This is a genomic window from Streptomyces sp. NPDC051578, assembly GCF_044454045.1.
GTDB lineage: Bacteria > Actinomycetota > Actinomycetes > Streptomycetales > Streptomycetaceae > Streptomyces.
Window position 1 is genome coordinate 20645 of sequence record NZ_JBITDH010000014.1, and the last position, 17592, is coordinate 38236.

Here is a 17592-nt window from a genome sequence, read left to right on the forward strand (position 1 = left end):
ACTGTACGTTTGACTGCGCATCGTCAATCCCGATGCCCGGAGGCGATCTTAGGGTGGGGGGAACCACCTGCTCCGTTCTTGTCGGCATCCGTGACGTGCTCAGGACATAAGCGCAACATAAGCGGGATGGCCGGGACGGAACCGGGGCCGTCAGGGCCGCAGGCGCAGGCCGCGGGGGGTGGCGTGGAAGCCGGCGGCCTCCAGGGAGCGGCCCAGGGGAGAGGTCAGGGCGGCGGCGGCGTTGACGCGTTCGACCGTCAGGGGTGGGACCGTGCCCGCGCGGCAGCCCGCGGCCAGGGACGAGACGGCCGCCTCCAGGCGGGGGTCCTCCGGCGGGGGCCAGGCCAGCAGGGTCTTGCCGCCGCGCTCCAGGTACAGGACGAGTTCCCCGTCGACCAGGACCACCAGGGAGCCCGCCTTGCGGCCCGGCTTGTGCGTGGAGCCGGCCGGGGGCTCCGGCCAGGGCAGGGCCGCGCCGTACGCGTTCGCCGGGTCGGCGGCGGCCAGCACCACCGCGGCCAGCGGGGGCGGCGTCCGCTCCGCCGCCCTCAAGCGGTCCACCGCGCCGTCCATCGCGAACTGGGCCGCGCCCAGCCCCTCGACCACGTACCCCCGGCGGGCCTGCCCGCTGTCCTCGAAGGCGGACAGGACGCGGTAGACGGCACTGAACCCGCCCTCCACCCCTTCCGCCGCCACCGCGCCCCTGGTCACCACGCCGTGCCGGTCCAGCAGGGTCCGGGCCAGGGCGTGCGCCCGGTGCGTCGGGTCCGGGGCCTGGGTGGGCAGCAGCGACCAGCGGCCGGTGACCGTGGGCGGGCCGGTGCGGGACACCGTCGCGCTGAGGGTGCCGTAGCGGCCGCGCGGGATGGTGCGCCGCGCCCGGTGCGCGGTGGCGCCGGCCGTGCGGCCCGACCCCAGCAGGGAGCGCAGCGGGGCCAGGGTGTCGTTGGTCAGCCGCCCCGACCAGGCCAGGTCCCAGAGCGCCTCGGACAGCTGGAGGTCGGAGGCCTCCGGCCACTTCGCCCGGACCGACTCCACCAGCTGCCGGAAGAACAGGCCGTAGCCGCCCGAGAGGGCGTCGAGGATCGCTTGGTGCAGCGGGGTCGTCTCCAGCGGGTGCGGCGGCGGCAGCAGCAGGGGCGCCGCCTCCGCGAGGTAGAGCGAGAGCCAGCCGTCCTTGCCGGGGAGGGCGCCGGCCCCGGCCCAGACCACCTCTCCCGTGGTGGTCAGCTCGTCCAGCAGGGCGGGGGAGTAGCCCGAGACCCGCGACGGCAGGATCAGGCGTTCCAGGGCGGAGGCCGGCACGGGAGCCCCCTGCAACTGCTCGATCGCCCTGGCCAGGCCGTCGATCCCGCGCAGGGCGCCGCCCAGGTGCTGCCACTGGGGCAGGAAGGTGGCCAGCGAGGCCGGCGGCACCGGCTCCAGCTCCTGGCGCAGGGCCGCGAGGGAACGGCGGCGCAGCCTGCGCAGCACTGCCGCGTCGCACCACTCCTGCCCGATGCCCGCCGGGTGGAACTCTCCCTGGACCACCCGGCCGGCCGCCGCCAGCCGGTGCAGGGCGCCTTCGGTGACCGCCGAGCCCAGCCCGAAGCGGGCGGCCACGGCGGTGGTGGTGAACGGCCCGTGGGTGCGGGCGTACCGGGCCAGGAGGTCGCCGAGCGGGTCCTTGACCGGTTCCGTGAACGCCTCCGGGACCCCGACGGGCAGTGCCGTGCCCAGCGCGTCCCGCAGCCGCCCCGCGTCCTCGATCGCCGCCCAGTGGTCGGCGCCGCCGATCCGGACCCGGATGGCCCGCCGCGCGGCGGCCAGTTCACCGGCCCACGAGGGCTGCGCGCCGCGCTCGGACAGCTCCTCCTCGGTCAGCGGGCCGAGCAGGCGCAGCAGGTCGGCCACCGACTCGGCGTCCTTGGCCCGGCGGTCCTCGGTCAGCCACTGGAGTTCGCGCTCCAGCTCCTCCAGCACCCCGGCGTCCAGCAGCTCCCGCAGTTCCGCCTGGCCGAGGAGCTCCGCCAGCAGCCGGGAGTCCAGCGAGAGCGCGGCCGCCCGGCGCTCGGCCAGCGGCGAGTCCCCCTCGTACAGGAACTGGGCGACGTAACCGAACAGCAGCGACCGGGCGAACGGCGACGGCTCGGGCGTGGTCACCTCCACCAGCCTGACCCGGCGCGCCTCGATGTCCCCCATCAGCTCGGTCAGGCCCGGCACGTCGAAGACGTCCTGGAGGCATTCGCGCACGGCTTCCAGCACGATCGGGAAGGAGCCGAACTCGGATGCCACCTGGAGCAGTTGGGAGGCGCGCTGCCGCTGCTGCCACAGCGGAGTGCGCTTGCCGGGATTGCGGCGCGGCAACAGCAGGGCGCGCGCCGCGCACTCGCGGAACCGGGAGGCGAACAGGGCCGAGCCGCCCACCTGATCGGTGACGATCTGCTGGACGTCGCCGTGGTCGAAGGCGACGTCCGCCGCACCCAGCGGTGCCTGCTCGTCATCGAACTCGAAGGACTGCGCGGGCGCCGCCACGTTCTGAGGCAGCGGATCGTGGTCGAGCAGGTCCATGGACAGGAGGTCCGCGTCGGGCAGGCGCAGCACGATGCCGTCGTCCGCGTGCATCACCTGCGCGTCCATCCCGTACCGCTCGGCCAGGCGGGCACCGAGGGCCAGCGCCCACGGGGCGTGCACCTGCGCGCCGAAGGGGGAGTGGACCACGACCCGCCAGTCGCCGAGCTCGTCGCGGAACCGCTCGACCACGATCGTCCGGTCGTCCGGCACGTGTCCGCACGCCTCGCGCTGCTCGGCGAGGTACGCGAGGACGTTCTCCGCGGCCCAGGCGTCGAGCCCGGCCGCCAGCAGCCGCAGCCGGGCGTCCTCGTCGGTGAGTCCTCCGAGCTCGCGCAGGAACGCACCGACCGCCCGGCCCAGTTCGAGGGGCCGGCCCAGCTGGTCGCCCTTCCAGAACGGCAGTCGGCCCGGCACCCCGGGCGCCGGCGAGACCAGGACGCGGTCGCGCGTGATGTCCTCGATGCGCCAGGAACTCGTGCCGAGGGTGAACACGTCCCCGATCCGGGACTCGTACACCATCTCCTCGTCCAGCTCGCCGACCCGGCCGCCGCCCTTCTTGGGGTCGGCTCCCGCGAGGAAGACGCCGAAGAGGCCCCGGTCCGGGATCGTGCCGCCCGAGGTCACCGCGAGGCGCTGCGCGCCCGGCCTGCCGGTGATGGTGCCCGCCACCCGGTCCCACACGACGCGCGGTCTGAGCTCGGCGAACGCGTCCGACGGGTAGCGGCCCGCCAGCATGTCCAGCACGGAGGTGAACGCCGACTCCGGCAGCGCCGCGAAGGGCGCGGCACGCCGCACCAGGGCCAGCAGGTCGTCCAGCTGCCAGGTGTCCATCGCGGTCATCGCGACCAGCTGCTGGGCCAGGACGTCCAGCGGGTTGGAGGGGATGCGCAGGGACTCGATCGAGCCCGTCCGCATCCGCTCCGTCACCACCGCCGCCTGCACCAGGTCCCCCCTGTACTTGGGGAACACGACGCCGGTGGAGACCGCGCCGACCTGGTGGCCCGCCCGGCCGACGCGCTGGAGCCCCGACGCCACCGACGGCGGCGACTCCACCTGCACCACCAGGTCCACCGCGCCCATATCGATCCCCAGCTCAAGGCTGGACGTCGCCACCACGGCGGGCAGCCGGCCGGCTTTCAGGTCCTCCTCGACCAGCGCCCGCTGCTCCTTGGACACCGAGCCGTGGTGCGCGCGGGCCAGCAGCGGCGGCGCCCCCTGCGCGGCGCCCGACTGCGCCATGATCTCGGCCGGCGGCGAACCCTCGGGCAGCTTCTCGCCCATCGCCCGCTCGTACGCGATCTCGTTGAGCCGGTTGCACAGACGCTCCGCCAGACGCCGGGAGTTGGCGAACACGATCGTCGACCGGTGGGCCTGCACCAGATCGGCGATCCGCTCCTCCACATGCGGCCAGATGGAGGGCTTGTCCCCGCCCTCCTGCCCCTCCGTCGCGGGAGAACCGCCCAACTCGCCCATGTCCTCGACCGGGACGACCACCGACAGGTCGAACTCCTTCGCCGACGGCGGCTGGACGATCTCCACCTTGCCGCGCGGCGCGAGGTACCGGGCCACCTCCTCCACCGGCCGGACCGTCGCGGACAGGCCGATCCGGCGCGCAGGGCGGGGCAGCAGCTCGTCCAGCCGCTCCAGCGACAGCGCCAGGTGCGCGCCGCGCTTGGTGCCCGCGACGGCATGCACCTCGTCCAGGATCACCGTCTCCACCCCGGCGAGGGCGTCGCGCGCCGCCGAGGTCAGCATCAGGAACAGCGACTCCGGCGTGGTGATCAGGATGTCCGGCGGCCGCGTCACCAGCGCCCGGCGCTCGGCGGGCGGGGTGTCACCGGAGCGGATGCCGACGCGGATCTCCGGCTCGGGCAGGCCCAGGCGGACCGACTCCTGACGGATGCCGGTCAGCGGACTGCGCAGGTTGCGCTCCACATCGACGGCCAGGGCCTTGAGCGGCGACACGTACAGCACCCGGCAGCGCTTCTTCGGCTCGGCCGGCGGGGGCGTCGACGCCAGCTGGTCGAGGGCCGCGAGGAAGGCGGCCAGGGTCTTGCCGGAGCCGGTGGGCGCCACGACCAGGACGTCGGAGCCCTCGCCGATCGCCCGCCAGGCCCCCTCCTGGGCGGAGGTCGGCATGACGAAGGCCCCCGAGAACCACGAGCGGGTCGCGGGGGAGAACGAGTCGAGCGCGCTACCGGACATGCCCCCATCGTGCACCCGGCCACTGACAACCGGCCGGACCTGCGTAAACGCGCCGAAGGGCGGGGGCGCAGAATGGGGGGATGGGGACGGACGACGGCCGCCGGGAGTGGGCGCGGCACTGGCAGTACCCGGAACTGCCCGGCCTCGACCTGCTGCGCGCCCACTACGTGCGCCACACCTTCCCGCGCCACGCCCACGACGGCTACGTCATCGCGGCCGTCACCGGCGGCGTCGAGGAGATCGGGCTGCCCGCCGGAACCCTGCGCGCCGGGCCGGGCAGCGTGGTCCTGATCAACCCCGAGGTGGCGCACACCGCGCGCGCCGGGGTGCCCGAGGGCTGGGCGTACGCCACCCTCTACCCGTCCCGCTCGCTGATCACCGAGGTCGCCGCCGAGATCGGCACGCTGCGCGGGACCCCCGGCTTCACCGCCGACATGGTTCCCGACGCGCAGGCCTCGCGGGTGATCTCCGAGGTGCACCGGGCCGCCGAGGCCGGGAACGCGCTGGCCGCCGACACGCTGCTGCGAGGTGTGGTGGCGCGGATGCTGACCCGGCACGCCGGTCCGCTGCCGGCCCGTACGGTGGGCCGCGCGGGCGGCGCGGACGCGGAGCGGGCCAGGGCCGCACTGGAGGAACGGATCGCGCGGCCGCCGTCGCTGGAGCAGCTCGCGGCGGAGCTCGGGACGAGCCCGTTCGCCCTGCTGCGGGCCTTCCGGGAGCGGTACGGGATGCCGCCGCACACCTGGCTGACCGACGCCCGGGTGCGGCGCGCCCGGCGGTTGCTGGACGCGGGCACCGCACCGGCGGAGGCCGCCGTCGCCGTCGGCTTCACCGACCAGCCGCACCTGAACCGGCACTTCACGCGGATCGTCGGGGTCCCGCCGGGCGCGTACCGGCGGGAGCGCAGGCACACGGGCTGAGCGCGGGGCGCGGGGCACGGCAGGGCGGCTGAGCGCCCCGCACACCGGGCCGAGCGCACTGCAAACCGGCTCAGCGCACCGCGCGCCGGCTCAGCGCAGGTGAGCCGGCTGGGCCGAGCGCAGGCGCACCGGCCCCGGCGCGCGCAAGAACGTACAAGACCGCCTCCCGGCGCCCCGCATAGCGTCAGGGCGTGGGAGAACATCAGATGGTGATACGAGAGACCCCCCAGGGGGTCGTCGAGCGGCCGCGCAGCGCCGTCATACGGGACGGACTCGGCGTCGGGGTGGCCGTCGGCCTGTCGGGATTCGCGTTCGGAGTGACCGCCGCCGGGTCCGGTGTCAGCGTGCTCCAGGCCTGTGTGCTGAGCCTGCTCGTCTTCACCGGCGCCTCGCAGTTCGCGCTGGTCGGCGCGCTCGCCGCGGGCGGCAACCCGTTCACCGCCGCCGCCGGGGCCTTCTTCCTCGGCACCCGCAACGCCTTCTACGGGCTGCGGCTGTCCCAGCTGCTCGCCCTCCCCAAGGCGCTCCGGCCGCTCGCCGCGCACTGGGTCATCGACGAGACGACCGCCGTCGCCCTCGCCCAGCCGGCGCGCACGTCGGCGCGGCTCGGGTTCACCGTGACCGGGCTGACCCTGTACGTGCTGTGGAACCTCACCACCCTGCTCGGCGCGCTCGGCGCCGAGGCGATCGGCGACACCAGCGCGTGGGGACTGGACGCCGCCGGTCCCGCCGTCTTCCTCGCCCTGCTCGCACCGATGGTGAAGGGCCCCACCGAGCGGGCCGTCGCCGCCCTCGCGCCCGTCCTGGGGCTCGGCCTGCTGCCCGTACTGCCCTCCGGGGTGCCCGTGCTGATCGCGGCGCTGGCCGCTCCCGTCGTGCTGTGGATGAAGGGACGCCGCTCATGAACGTCTGGATCGCCATCGGGCTGACCGTCGTCGGCTGCTACGCCGTCAAGCTCGCCGGACTGCTCGTTCCCGCCGGAGCGCTGGAGCGGCCGGCCGTGCGCAGGCTCTCCGCGCTGCTGCCCGTCGCACTGCTCGCCGCCCTCACCGCCCAGCAGACGTTCAGCACCGGCCACGAGCTGGTCCTCGACGCCCGCGCCGCCGGGCTGGCCGCCGCCGCCGTCGCACTGCTGCTGAGGGCCCCATTCCTCGTCGTGGTCGGCGTCGCAGTCCTCGTCACCGCGGGCCTGCGCGCCGTCACGGGCTAGGCGAGCGCGCGCCCGTAGGCGCGGAGCGTCAGGAGCGCCTCCAGGGTGGCGATCGGGCGCCGCTCCAGGGGGCTGCCCGCGGCCCAGGCCGGCCGGGCCGCCGGCCAGCCCCCGTCGGGCTGCTGCCGGGCGGCGAGGAAGTCCAGGGACCGGCCCATCTCCGCGTCCGTGAACCAGCCGCGCGCGCACGACTCCGGGCGGCGCGCGACGTCGTACGGGTACAGCTCCTCGCCCGGCGCGTCCCCGGGAGCCGTCGGGCCCCCGGTACGGGGCGCCGGGTCCAGCACCACGAGGTGCTGCTCGCGCACCAGCCGCCCCAGCCGGTCGGCGGCCGCCGCGGCCCGGCCGCGGTCGGGGACGCCGTCGAGGAACGCCACCGCGCCGCGGACCTCGTACGGGTGCCAGTGGCGCGGCGTCTCGACGCGGTCCCAGCAGAACTCCGTGGCCCGGAACAGCCACGCGTGCCAGACCCGGTTGTGGTGCAGGGCGCCGACGACCGGGCCGGTGGTCAGCAGCGCGCCCGGCGGATCGTCGTGCACCGGGTGGTACCGGGCGGCCGGGTGGCCGGCCGGGCCGGGTGACACCACCGGGAGGGCGCCGTCGGAGGTGGAGACCGCGGCCAGGTGTCCGCAGAGCCGCTCCACCCGCCGCCCCCCGCAGCGGCCGAGGGCGTCCAGCACCCGCAGGGCGTACGCGGCGTGCAGCGGCTGGCTCAGCGGTCCGCGCAGATCCGGGTCGAGCGCGTGCCCGTAGCCGCCGTCGGCGCCCAGGTACGCCCCGAGGGCGGCGTCCACCCCGTCGGCGTCGCCGCCGAGGAAGTGGAACGCGAACCGGCGCTGCTCCAGCACCCGCGCCGTGAGCCAGATGAACCGCTCGGCGCGGGCGAGCGGGGTCGTCGCGGCCGGCTGGGCTTCGTCTGCGGGCATGCGGGAACCGTAGGGCGCCGGATGCGGGGCCGGGGGTGCGAACGCGGCCGGTGCACTCTCCGGGGCGCGATACTGATGTCATGCGGTTGACGATTTTCTGGGAGCGGATGGCCGAGTACTTCGGGGCGGCCTACGCGGACTCCTTCGCGCGGGACCACGTCATGACGGAGCTCGGCGGACGCACCGTCCACCAGGCGCTGGAAGCGGGCTGGGAGGCCAAGGACGTGTGGCGCGCGGTGTGTTCGGCGATGGAGGTGCCCGCCTCGCTGCGCTGACCCGGAGCCCGGCGGGACCGCTGCGTCAAGGGGTGGGTCAGACTGGGGTGCGTGGCAGCGACTGAAGAGACGACACCCGGACGGCCCGAGCAGGGCGAATACCCTGATCACCACGAACCCGCAGATCACCCCGAACACGCAGATCAGCTCGAATCCGCACAGCGGCCCGAATCCGCCGACCGGCCCGGACACACAGACCGGCCGGAGCACGCCGACCGGCCCGCCCGGCCGGTGACGGGTGCGGGAGCGGTGGCCCCGGGAACGGCCCAGGCCCGGATGCCGCGCTGGCTGCCGCGCGCGGTGATCCTCGTACTGGCCCTCGTCGCCTGTTTCCAGCTCGGCAGCTGGGCCTTCCACCAGCTGATCGGGCTGCTCGTCAACATCCTGATCGCCTTCTTCCTCGCGCTCGCGGTCGAGCCCGCCGTGTCCCGGATGGCGGCCCGCGGAATGCGCCGCGGGCTCGCCACCTTCCTGGTCTTCCTCGGGGTATTCGTCGCGGCCGCCGGATTCGTGGCCCTGCTCGGCTCGATGCTCGCCGGTCAGATCGTCGACATGGTGGAGGGCTTCCCGCGCACCCTCGACTCCGTGATCAGATCGGTCAACACGACGTTCCACACCGATCTGTCCCGGCTGGAGATCCAGGACAGTCTGCTGCACTCGGACTGGCTGCAGAAGTACGTGCGCAACAGCGCCAGCGGAGTGCTCGACGTGTCCGCCACCGTGCTCGGCGGCCTGTTCAAACTGCTGACCGTCGGGCTGTTCTCCTTCTACTTCGCCGCCGACGGGCCGCGGCTGCGGCGCGCGCTGTGCTCCGTACTGCCGCCCGCCAAGCAGTCGGAGGTGCTGCGCGCCTGGGAGATCGCCGTCGCGAAGACGGGCGGGTACCTCTACTCGCGCGGGCTGATGGCACTGATCTCCGGCGTCGCCCACTACGTGGTGTTCGCCGTCCTCCAGGTGCCGTACGCGCCCGCGCTCGCGGTGTGGGTCGGCCTGGTGTCGCAGTTCGTCCCCACCATCGGCACCTATCTGGCGGGCGCGCTGCCCATGCTGATCGCCTTCACGGTCGATCCCTGGTACGCGCTGTACGTACTCGGGTTCGTGGTGGTCTACCAGCAGTTCGAGAACTACGTGCTCCAGCCCAAGCTCACCGCGAAGACGGTGGACATCCATCCGGCGGTCGCCTTCGGCTCGGTCATCGCGGGCACCGCACTGCTGGGAGCGGTAGGTGCGCTCATCGCGATCCCGGCCGTCGCCACGCTCCAGGCCTTCCTCGGCGCGTACGTGAAGCGCTACGAGCTGACGGAGGGCGCCGACACGCCCGACGGCGCGGGGCGGGGCGCCGGCGCCGACTCCGCTACTGCGCCCGCATCCCTTCGACGACGGCCGCCAGGGCGTCGGTGACGGCCGCCTCGACGGCACCCTTCTCCAGGCCGAGGCCGCTGAGGACGCCCTGCCCGTTTTCGAGTTCGAGGAGGGCGAGCAGGATGTGCTCGGTGCCGACGTAGGGGTGGCCCAGGCGCAGGGCCTCGCGGAAGGTGAGCTCCAGGGCCTTCTTCGCCCCGGCGTCGAAGGGGGTCAGGGCCGGCAGCTCGGCCGCGTCGACGGGCTCGGGCAGGAGCGCGGTGGCGGCGGCGCGTACGGCGTCCTCGCTGACGTGCTGCCCGCTCAGGACGCGCGCGGCGAGCCCCTCGGGCTCGGCGAGCAGGCCGAGCACCAGGTGTTCTGTGCGGATCTCCGTGTTCCCGGCGGCGCGGGCCTCGTTCTGCGAGGCCACGACGACGCCGCGGGCGCGGGGGGTGAAGCGGGCGAAGCCCTGGCCGGCGTCGGCCTCGGCGCCCTCGCCGCCGTCGGCCCCGGCCTTGTCGGCCTTGGGGACGAAGCGCTTCTGGGCGGCCTGGCGGGTGACGCCCATGCTGCGGCCGATGTCGGTCCAGGAGGCGCCGGAGCGGCGGGCCTGGTCGACGAAGTGGCCGATGAGGTGGTCCGCGACGTCACCGAGGTGCTCGGCGGCGACGACGGCTCCGCTGAGCTGCTCCAGGGTGTCGGGGTGGACCTTCTTGATCGCCTCGATCAGGTCGTCGAGGCGTACCGGACTGGGCATGCGAACGGGTTCCACGGAAGGGTTCGTCATGGTGCAACCGTAGGTTGACAGTCGAGAGGGTGTCAACCGCAGGTTGTCAGTCGCTGTGGGGAGGGTGTCCGGCGGCCGGGTCCCGTCCGGAGGGCGGGATCCGGCCACCGTCGCGGCCGGGTCAGGCGACCGGCTGGGACTGGTTCGTCAGGAGTCCGATGACCTGGTCCATCTCGGTGCGCCAGAGCCGGTGCACGTTCATCCGGGTCGGCTTCTCCTGGCCCGGGAGCTGGAAGCGGAACGAACTCCAGACGGCGTTGCGCTTGACCTCGGTGACCGCGCCGACGGCCTGGGCCGGCGGTATGGCGAAGACGATCTCCTGCGGCCGGTTGCTCATCCGGCTCGCCTTGTGGAGGACCACGGCCTGCTCGGTCACGGTGACGAAGTAGTAGGTGAGGAACATCTGGCCGATCAGGCCGAGCATGCTCATCAGCCAGACGCTGGGGCCGGCGATGGCCTGGATCGTGACGATGGGCCGGTCTGCCGGGTTGATCTGGGCGATGGCGTCGGCCACCTGCTGCTGGATCGTGGCCTTCTTGATGGCCATGGTTCCTCCAAAGCGGAATGAGCGCCCTCGGTCTTCGGGGGCACCGCAGAGTACCGATGGACGTGGGGGAGTTGGGGGCCGGGGTCCGGCCGCGGACCCATGGGGGCGGTTATGCCGCGCCCGTTCACGTTCGTCACCGGATGGGCCCGTTGGGGCAGTTGGGGGCGGTGTGGGGGAACGTCGGCGTGTGATTCCGGCCAGCGGCCGGTCCACGGCCGCGGTGATAGCGGGTTTCCCCAACCGGCCATGCCCTCTTGTGGGTTGGGCGCGAGGTCCCAACAATGCGCATGACAACCGGAGGATCTTCGGTTGCATCGTCACCAGAGGGGAACCCCCACATGAACAAGCCTCTCGCCGGCGCCGTGCTCTCCTTGCTGCTGATCGGAGCGGGAGCGGCACCGGCCGTGGCCTCCGTACCCCGGGAGGCGGCCGCGCCGGCTCCCTCGCGGGAGCGGGCCGCACAGGCCGTCACGGTCACCTACGCGGGAACGGTCGCGCTCAGCAACTGCTCCGGCTCCGTCGTGCGCGCGCCCGGCTCGCAGCCGAACGACCCCGCGCTCGTGCTGTCCAACGGGCACTGCCTGGAGACGGGCTTCCCGGAGCCCGGCCAGGTCATCAAGGACCAGCGGTCCACCCGGTCGTTCTCGCTGCTCGGCGCGAGCGGCACCAAGGTGGCGACGTTGCGGGCGAGCAAGGTCGCGTACGCGACCATGACCGACACCGACATCTCGATCTACCAGCTGACTTCGACGTACGCGCAGATCCAGAGCCAGTACGGCATCAGCGCGCTGACCCTCAACGACGCGCACCCGGTGCAGGGAACGCCCATCAAGGTCGTCTCGGGCTACTGGAAGCGGACCTACAGCTGCAACGTCGACGGGTTCGCCTACCGCCTCAAGGAAGGTTCCTGGACCTGGAAGGACTCGGTCCGCTACACCTCGTCGTGCAACACCATCGGCGGCACCTCCGGTTCGCCGGTGATCGACACCACGACCGGCAAGGTCGTCGCCGTGAACAACACGGGTAACGAGGACGGCGGACGCTGCACGGACAACAACCCGTGCGAGGTGGACGAGAACGGCGTGGTCACGGTCCGCGAAGGCATCAACTACGCCCAGGAGACCTACATCATCGTCCCCTGCATAGGCACCGGCAACAAGATCGACCTCAGCCGCCCCGGCTGCACCCTTCCCAAGCCGTAACCGCCGGCCGCCGCCCCCGCCGCCCTCCCGCGGCGGGGGCGGCGTCGCGCGTCGCCGGCGACCCCCGTCCGGATTCACCCGGCCCGACCCCTCCTCGGCGGGCTACTGTACGGACACGCCGCGTTGCCCACGGTCACCCGGTCACCCGAGGAGGAATCCTGTGCCATCGCCCTGCGACTCCCAGTACGCTCCCGCCGGCGATGTGGGTACGGCCCTCATGGTGATCGACTCGCGGCTCAGAACCGTCTACGAGGGCAAGGACACGGCCGACCCCGAACAGCAGCGGCTGATCGACCAGTTCACGGCATCGTTGGACCGCGAGGAAGCCGATGCCCTGGTGGACGGCACGTGCACGCTCATCTACATGTTCACGCAGTGGCTGCGGATGGCTTACGAGAAGCACGACCGGGACGTCATCGAGTACGTGGTGCCCGGCTTCGTGGCCTCGATGCGCATGATGCCCAAGAGCATCCGCTCCGAGGTCATCCCCACCATGGCCGGCCTGGTCGTCGCGGCCGCCACCGGCCTCAGCCCCAACCTGTGGCGGAAGCAGTACGGGGACTGGACCGGGGACGAGATGAACGCGCTGGAGGCCACGGCCCTGCTGCTCGCGGAGCACATCAACCGGCTCACCGACGACCGCGACTTCGCCACCCGCGTGATCACCCAGGCTCTGGCCGGCGCGAACCAGGACTGACACCGGCAGCGGGCCGGCCGGCGCGACGGGCCCGCGGACGGACAGCGTCCGCATCGCCCCGGCCCTGGTCGGCCCCCTGGCGGCGGGTTGGCTTGACAGGAAAATCGAACACCCATTCTCATGGGTTATCCACAGCCGAACCGGGCGTGGGAGCGCATTGTCAGTGGCAGGCGTTAGCGTCAATGGCGTGAAGCGATCGACTCAAGCAAACCGGGTGGAACCCATGGCAGGCACCGACCGCGAGAAGGCTCTCGACGCCGCGCTCGCACAGATTGAACGGCAATTCGGCAAGGGTGCGGTCATGCGCCTCGGCGACAAGCCGAACGACCCCATCGAGGTCATCCCCACCGGGTCGACCGCGCTGGACATCGCGCTCGGCGTCGGCGGGCTGCCCCGCGGCCGTGTGATCGAGGTGTACGGACCGGAGTCCTCCGGTAAGACGACCTTGACCCTGCACGCCGTCGCCAACGCGCAGAAGGCCGGCGGCACCGTCGCCTTCGTGGACGCCGAGCACGCGCTCGACCCCGAATACGCGAAGGCGCTCGGCGTCGACACCGACAACCTCATCCTGTCGCAGCCGGACACCGGCGAGCAGGCGCTGGAGATCGTGGACATGCTCGTCCGCTCCGGCGCGCTCGACCTGATCGTCATCGACTCCGTCGCGGCGCTCGTGCCCCGCGCCGAGATCGAGGGCGAGATGGGCGACTCGCACGTGGGTCTCCAGGCCCGTCTGATGAGCCAGGCGCTCCGTAAGATCACCGGTGCGCTCAACCAGTCGAAGACCACCGCGATCTTCATCAACCAGCTCCGCGAGAAGATCGGTGTGATGTTCGGCTCGCCCGAAACCACCACCGGTGGCCGCGCGCTCAAGTTCTACGCCTCCGTGCGCCTGGACATCCGCCGCATCGAGACCCTCAAGGACGGCACCGACGCGGTCGGCAACCGTACCCGCGTCAAGGTCGTCAAGAACAAGGTCGCGCCGCCCTTCAAGCAGGCCGAGTTCGACATCCTCTACGGCCAGGGCATCAGCCGCGAGGGCGGTCTGATCGACATGGGCGTGGAGCACGGCTTCGTGCGCAAGGCCGGTGCCTGGTACACGTACGAGGGCGACCAGCTGGGCCAGGGCAAGGAGAACGCCCGCAACTTCCTCAAGGACAACCCGGACCTCGCCAACGAGATCGAGCGGAAGATCAAGGAGAAGCTGGGCGTCGGCGTGCGCAAGGACGCTGTCGCGGAAGCAGCTGCCGACGCGCCGGCCGACGCCTCGGCCGTGCCCGCTCCGGCGGCGAAGGCCAAGACGACGGCCAAGGCCGCCGTGGCCAAGAGCTGATCCGTGCGGGAGCAGGAAAGGGGCGGCGGGGAGAGCGGCCGGGAGGGCCGTCAGGAGCTGCCGCCCCAGAGTCCCGAAGAGCAGGCGCGGGCGATCTGCCTGCGTCTGCTCACCGGGATGCCGCGTACCCGGCGGCAGCTCGCGGACGCCCTGGAGAAGCGCGGCATCCCCGAGGAGGTGTCGCAGGAGGTCCTCTCCCGGTACGAGGAGGTGGGCCTGATCGATGACGCCGCCTTCGCCGGCGCCTGGGTCGAGTCCCGCCACCGAGGCCGGGGCCTGGCCCGTCGGGCGCTCGCCCAGGAGCTGCGGACCAAGGGGGTCCACGCCACCCTCGTGCAGGAGGCCTTGGAGCAGCTGGACTCCGAGCAGGAGGAGCAGACGGCCCGGGAGCTCGTGGAGCGCAAGCTCCGGGCGACCCGGGGTCTTGAGCGGGACAAGCGGATCCGCCGCCTCGCCGGGATGCTGGCGCGCAAGGGATACCCGGAGGGCATGGCCCTGCGGGTGGTCCGCCGCGCGCTGGAAACCGAGGGCGAGAACGGGGAGGGCTACCCCGAGGGCTGAGCCCCGGGGCAGCCGCGTCCCCCTCCGCGGGGCCCGGGAGTCAGGGACCCGCGCCGGTGCCCGCCGGGGTGACGGGCAGGCCGGCCGACTTCCAGGCTTGGAAGCCGCCCGTCAGGTCGGTCGCGCGGTCGAGGCCCAGCGCGTGCAGGGAGGCCGCGGCCAGCGTCGAGGCGTAGCCCTCGTTGCAGATCACCACCACCCGCAGGCCGTGGCCGGTGGCTTCGGGGAGGCGGTGGGAGCCCAGCGGATCCAGGCGCCACTCCAGCTCGTTGCGCTCGACGACCACCGCGCCCGGGATCACCCCGTCCCGCTCGCGCAGCGCCTGGTAGCGGATGTCGACCAGCAGCGCCCCTTCCAGCGACGCGGCGTACGCCTCGTCCGGCGAGACGCGCGCGTACGTCGTACGGAGCCGGTCGACGAGGGCGTCGATGCCCTGTGGCGCGGCGCTCACTGCCAGTCCGCCGGACGCTCGACGTGCTCCAGCCTGAGCACCGGGCCGGTGCGGCTGTAGCGGCGGATCAGCGGGAGCGGCGGATAGTACGCGTGCACCGAGACGGCGTGCTCGGTCCTCGACTCGTTGAGCACCTCGTGCACGTGGTGTTCACCGAAACCCCGCCCCGCGCCCGCCGGGACACGGCGGCCGCGGTCCACGTCCGGCGCCAGTTCCAGGCTCCGCCAGCCCTCCGAGGGAAGGCGGACGGCGAGCGAGTGCTCGGTGAGCTTCCCGCGGGCGGTGGCGAACGCGCCCAGCGACTCGGCGTGGTCGTGCCAGCCGGTGCCGGTGCCGGGGGGCCAGCCGATCAGCCAGGCCTCGCTGCCACCGGGACCGTCCAGCCGGATCCAGGTACGCCCTTGCGGGTCGAGGGGGAGCGAGGCGACGAGTTCGGGGTCGGCCGCGGTGCGGAGCACGAAGGCGAGCAGCTCGGCCGTCGTCGGTGCGGCGGAGCCACGGGCAGGGGCCGGGGCGGAGACGGGGGCGGGCGCGTGCGTGGGCGCAGACATGGGGGAATGACCGTCCTGGGAGTTCGCGGGGGTGCGCGCCGCCGGTCCCGGGAAGGACACGGGACTACGGGGCGGCGCGAAGGAAGGGGCGAATCAGCAGGAGGGGCGACACACGCAGCCCGCGTAGCGGAGCAGGTCCATGTGAACCCTCCGCCACAGGCGTACGTCGCTGCCGGTCATGCCCGTGAGTGAAGCACGGGACGGGAAAAGGGTCAATCGATCACCCCCGTGGGGGTGATGGACGTCTCCTTGAGCGGAGAGGTGCCCTCGGGCGTGAACGCGGCGCCCTCCGCCCGAGCCGGGGCGCCGCAGCGGACGGCGTCGGCCGCCTCGTACAGCTCCGCCGGACGCACCCCGGCGAAGGTCGCCGCGAGGTGGCCGTCGGGGCGCACCAGCAGCACGGTGTGCGCCGGGGCCCCCGGATAGCCGTCGGCCACCAGGAGTTCCGCCCGGACGGGAAGGGCGCTCACGGCCGCCGCGAGCCGGGGCATCAGTCCGGCGCCCAGCCAGTGCCTCCGGTCCCACACCCCGGTGCCGGGGGCGACCAGGAGCACCAGCAGCCGGCCCCGCCCCAGCATGTCCCTCAGTGGCACCGTCGACCCGTCGGGCGCGGTCACCGGTACGTTCGCCACGGGACCGCCGGGTTCGGTGGCGGTCGGCACTTCCCGCACGGCCACGGGCGGGGCGTACGCCGGCTCCCCGCCCAGCGCGCCCCGGCCGAGGTGGCCGTCGGTGAGCAGGCCCTCCGCCGAACGCGCCGCTCCGGGAAGGTAGGTGCGCAGTCCGCCCCCGCCGCGCAGGGCGGGCAGCGCCTGGTCGGCGACGCGCAGGCGGGCCGCGACCGCCCGGCGCCGCTCGTCCTCGTAGCTGTCCAGTAGTGCCTCGGAAGCTCCCTGGTGCCAGTCCAGCGCGAGCTTCCAGGCCAGGTTCTCCGCGTCCCGAAGCCCCTCCTCGACCCCCTGGGTGCCGAGCGCGCCCAGCAGGTGCGCCGCGTCCCCGGCGAGGAAGGCCCGGCCGTCGCGCCAGCGCCGGGCGAGGCGGTGGTGCACGGTGTGCACGCCGGTGTCGATCAGGTCGTACGGGGGCGTCGTGCCCCCGCACCACGCCGCCAGGGTGTCCCGGATGAGGGTCACGAGCGCGTCGGGGGTGACGAGCCCCCCGCGCGGCGGGAGCAGCCAGTCCAGCCGCCACACCCCGTCGGGCAGCGGCCGGGCGGTGACCTCGCCCGTCGCGCCGCGGTGCAGCAAGGCCTCGCCGGGCCACGGCAGTTCGGTGCGCAGCGCGGCCACGGCGTGCCGTTCGACCGCGGTCCGGCCGGGGAAGCGGATGCCGAGCAGCTTGCGTACGGTCGAGCGGGCCCCGTCGCAGCCCACGAGGTGGCTCCCGCGCCACCAGGTGGTCTCGGCGCCCCGGGTGTGGGCGGTGACCCCGCGGCCGTCCTGCTCCAGGGCGTCCAGCCGGGTGTCGGCGATCAGCCGGACCAGCGGGTGGGTGGCGGCGGCGTCCCGCAGGCCGCGCGTCAGGGCGTGCTGCGGCAGGTGCAGCGGCGCCGGTTGGTCCTCGAAGGTGATCCGCTGCGAGTCCCGGCCCCGCCGCATCGTGCGCCAGGCCGCGTAGTACGCCCCTTCGTCGCGCAGTGTCGTACAGCCCAGCCGGTGGGCCATGGAGGCGGTGTCGGCGTGCAGCACGACGGAACGGGCCGGCCGGGGCTCGTCCTTGCCGGGCCCTTCGTCCAGTACGACGGAGGGCACGCCCTGGCCGGCCAGGGCGAGGGACAGGGACAGCCCGACGGGCCCCGCGCCGACGACGATCACCGGGTCCATGATGCGGCTCCCGATGTCCGGTATGTGATCACACAACGTATGCAACCGACTGGAAGTGCCTGCGTCAAGTGACACCGGTCCGGACAGCACTGTGTGGTGGGGGGGGGGGGGGGGGGCGCCCCCCCCCCCCCACACCCCAAAAAAAAAAAAAAAAAAAAAAAAAAACACACAAAAAAAAAAAATAACGAGGGGGTGGTCACAAAAAAGACC

17 protein-coding genes are annotated in these 17592 nt (G+C 73.3%); 9 read left to right on the plus strand and 8 right to left on the minus strand.

Annotated features, from left to right (window positions below; genetic code table 11):
- Positions 1-150: 150 nt before the first annotated feature.
- Positions 151-4758 carry a DEAD/DEAH box helicase gene (locus tag ACIA6C_RS31510; protein ID WP_399281036.1) on the minus strand — a complete coding sequence of 1536 codons (4608 nt, stop codon included), beginning with the start codon at positions 4756-4758 and terminating at the stop codon, positions 151-153.
- A gap of 80 nt (positions 4759-4838) precedes the next feature.
- On the opposite strand from ACIA6C_RS31510, the gene ACIA6C_RS31515 reads away from it, so the two are divergent.
- The 3 genes from ACIA6C_RS31515 (at position 4839) to ACIA6C_RS31525 (ending at position 6888) form a co-directional block, all read left to right on the plus strand.
- Positions 4839-5678 (plus strand): AraC family transcriptional regulator, encoded by an 840-nt coding sequence (locus tag ACIA6C_RS31515; RefSeq protein WP_399281038.1) that lies wholly within the window; start codon positions 4839-4841, stop codon positions 5676-5678.
- Positions 5679-5884: 206 nt separating this feature from the next.
- Positions 5885-6583, plus strand: coding sequence for an AzlC family ABC transporter permease (locus ACIA6C_RS31520; RefSeq protein WP_399281040.1), 699 nt, complete (start codon positions 5885-5887; stop codon positions 6581-6583).
- Positions 6580-6888, plus strand: a complete 309-nt coding sequence (locus ACIA6C_RS31525) for an AzlD domain-containing protein (RefSeq protein ID WP_399281042.1) — start codon at positions 6580-6582, stop codon at positions 6886-6888. Before ACIA6C_RS31520 ends, ACIA6C_RS31525 begins: the two co-directional genes overlap by 4 nt.
- On the opposite strand, the gene ACIA6C_RS31530 is transcribed toward ACIA6C_RS31525, so the two are convergent.
- A complete protein-coding gene (locus ACIA6C_RS31530) occupies positions 6885-7814 on the minus strand; it encodes a hypothetical protein (protein WP_399281044.1) in 930 nt (309 codons plus the stop codon). The two genes, ACIA6C_RS31525 and ACIA6C_RS31530, sit on opposite strands and share 4 nt — an antisense overlap.
- 80 nt (positions 7815-7894) lie before the next feature.
- On the opposite strand from ACIA6C_RS31530, the gene ACIA6C_RS31535 reads away from it, so the two are divergent.
- Both ACIA6C_RS31535 and ACIA6C_RS31540 read left to right on the plus strand, forming a co-directional pair.
- Positions 7895-8089, plus strand: a complete 195-nt coding sequence (locus ACIA6C_RS31535; RefSeq protein WP_399281046.1) for a DUF3046 domain-containing protein — start codon at positions 7895-7897, stop codon at positions 8087-8089.
- 276 nt (positions 8090-8365) lie between these two features.
- A complete protein-coding gene (locus ACIA6C_RS31540; protein WP_399281127.1) occupies positions 8366-9490 on the plus strand; it encodes an AI-2E family transporter in 1125 nt (374 codons plus the stop codon).
- Here ACIA6C_RS31540 and ACIA6C_RS31545 read toward each other — a convergent pair.
- Positions 9444-10220, minus strand: a complete 777-nt coding sequence (locus tag ACIA6C_RS31545) for a Clp protease N-terminal domain-containing protein (RefSeq protein WP_399281048.1) — start codon at positions 10218-10220, stop codon at positions 9444-9446. The two genes, ACIA6C_RS31540 and ACIA6C_RS31545, sit on opposite strands and share 47 nt — an antisense overlap.
- 121 nt (positions 10221-10341) lie before the next feature.
- A complete protein-coding gene (locus ACIA6C_RS31550) occupies positions 10342-10767 on the minus strand; it encodes a hypothetical protein (RefSeq protein WP_399281050.1) in 426 nt (141 codons plus the stop codon).
- Between the two features lie 338 nt (positions 10768-11105).
- Between ACIA6C_RS31550 and ACIA6C_RS31555 the strand changes: the two genes are divergently transcribed.
- The 4 genes from ACIA6C_RS31555 to recX all read left to right on the plus strand — a co-directional run bounded on the left by ACIA6C_RS31555 (position 11106) and on the right by recX (position 14557).
- Positions 11106-11969, plus strand: coding sequence for a serine protease (locus ACIA6C_RS31555; protein WP_399281052.1), 864 nt, complete (start codon positions 11106-11108; stop codon positions 11967-11969).
- A gap of 160 nt (positions 11970-12129) precedes the next feature.
- Complete coding sequence (locus ACIA6C_RS31560; RefSeq protein ID WP_361131213.1) at positions 12130-12666, plus strand: hypothetical protein; 537 nt, start codon at positions 12130-12132, stop codon at positions 12664-12666.
- A 223-nt stretch (positions 12667-12889) separates the two neighbouring features.
- Complete coding sequence (recA, locus tag ACIA6C_RS31565; protein ID WP_361131215.1) at positions 12890-13996, plus strand: recombinase RecA; 1107 nt, start codon at positions 12890-12892, stop codon at positions 13994-13996.
- 3 nt (positions 13997-13999) lie between these two features.
- Entirely contained in the window at positions 14000-14557 is a 558-nt protein-coding gene (gene recX / locus ACIA6C_RS31570; protein ID WP_361131218.1) for a recombination regulator RecX, read from the plus strand.
- Positions 14558-14597: 40 nt separating this feature from the next.
- On the opposite strand, the gene ACIA6C_RS31575 is transcribed toward recX, so the two are convergent.
- The 4 genes from ACIA6C_RS31575 to ACIA6C_RS31590 all read right to left on the minus strand — a co-directional run bounded on the left by ACIA6C_RS31575 (position 14598) and on the right by ACIA6C_RS31590 (position 17382).
- Positions 14598-15008 (minus strand): rhodanese-like domain-containing protein, encoded by a 411-nt coding sequence (locus tag ACIA6C_RS31575; protein ID WP_399281055.1) that lies wholly within the window; start codon positions 15006-15008, stop codon positions 14598-14600.
- On the minus strand, positions 15005-15559 hold the full coding sequence (locus ACIA6C_RS31580; protein WP_399281057.1) for a cysteine dioxygenase: 555 nt from the start codon (positions 15557-15559) through the stop codon (positions 15005-15007). The genes ACIA6C_RS31575 and ACIA6C_RS31580 overlap by 4 nt, the downstream gene beginning before the upstream one ends.
- A gap of 93 nt (positions 15560-15652) precedes the next feature.
- Positions 15653-15739, minus strand: coding sequence for a putative leader peptide (locus tag ACIA6C_RS31585; RefSeq protein WP_361132002.1), 87 nt, complete (start codon positions 15737-15739; stop codon positions 15653-15655).
- A 32-nt stretch (positions 15740-15771) separates the two neighbouring features.
- Positions 15772-17382 (minus strand): FAD-dependent oxidoreductase, encoded by a 1611-nt coding sequence (locus ACIA6C_RS31590; RefSeq protein ID WP_399281059.1) that lies wholly within the window; start codon positions 17380-17382, stop codon positions 15772-15774.
- Positions 17383-17592: the final 210 nt, after the last annotated feature.

Bases quoted from the DNA above. Each gene is read 5' to 3' on its own strand.
- ACIA6C_RS31540 (WP_399281127.1), top strand. From the start codon at position 8,366: ATGCCGCGCTGGCTGCCGCGCGCGGTGATCCTCGTACTGGCCCTCGTC.
- ACIA6C_RS31545 (WP_399281048.1), bottom strand. From the start codon at position 10,220: ATGACGAACCCTTCCGTGGAACCCGTTCGCATGCCCAGTCCGGTACGC.
- ACIA6C_RS31525 (WP_399281042.1), top strand. From the start codon at position 6,580: ATGAACGTCTGGATCGCCATCGGGCTGACCGTCGTCGGCTGCTACGCC.
- ACIA6C_RS31550 (WP_399281050.1), bottom strand. From the start codon at position 10,767: ATGGCCATCAAGAAGGCCACGATCCAGCAGCAGGTGGCCGACGCCATC.
- ACIA6C_RS31585 (WP_361132002.1), bottom strand. From the start codon at position 15,739: ATGACCGGCAGCGACGTACGCCTGTGGCGGAGGGTTCACATGGACCTG.
- ACIA6C_RS31515 (WP_399281038.1), top strand. From the start codon at position 4,839: ATGGGGACGGACGACGGCCGCCGGGAGTGGGCGCGGCACTGGCAGTAC.
- recA (WP_361131215.1), top strand. From the start codon at position 12,890: ATGGCAGGCACCGACCGCGAGAAGGCTCTCGACGCCGCGCTCGCACAG.
- ACIA6C_RS31530 (WP_399281044.1), bottom strand. From the start codon at position 7,814: ATGCCCGCAGACGAAGCCCAGCCGGCCGCGACGACCCCGCTCGCCCGC.
- ACIA6C_RS31520 (WP_399281040.1), top strand. From the start codon at position 5,885: ATGGTGATACGAGAGACCCCCCAGGGGGTCGTCGAGCGGCCGCGCAGC.
- ACIA6C_RS31510 (WP_399281036.1), bottom strand. From the start codon at position 4,758: ATGTCCGGTAGCGCGCTCGACTCGTTCTCCCCCGCGACCCGCTCGTGG.
- ACIA6C_RS31590 (WP_399281059.1), bottom strand. From the start codon at position 17,382: ATGGACCCGGTGATCGTCGTCGGCGCGGGGCCCGTCGGGCTGTCCCTG.
- ACIA6C_RS31580 (WP_399281057.1), bottom strand. From the start codon at position 15,559: ATGTCTGCGCCCACGCACGCGCCCGCCCCCGTCTCCGCCCCGGCCCCT.
- ACIA6C_RS31555 (WP_399281052.1), top strand. From the start codon at position 11,106: ATGAACAAGCCTCTCGCCGGCGCCGTGCTCTCCTTGCTGCTGATCGGA.
- ACIA6C_RS31535 (WP_399281046.1), top strand. From the start codon at position 7,895: ATGCGGTTGACGATTTTCTGGGAGCGGATGGCCGAGTACTTCGGGGCG.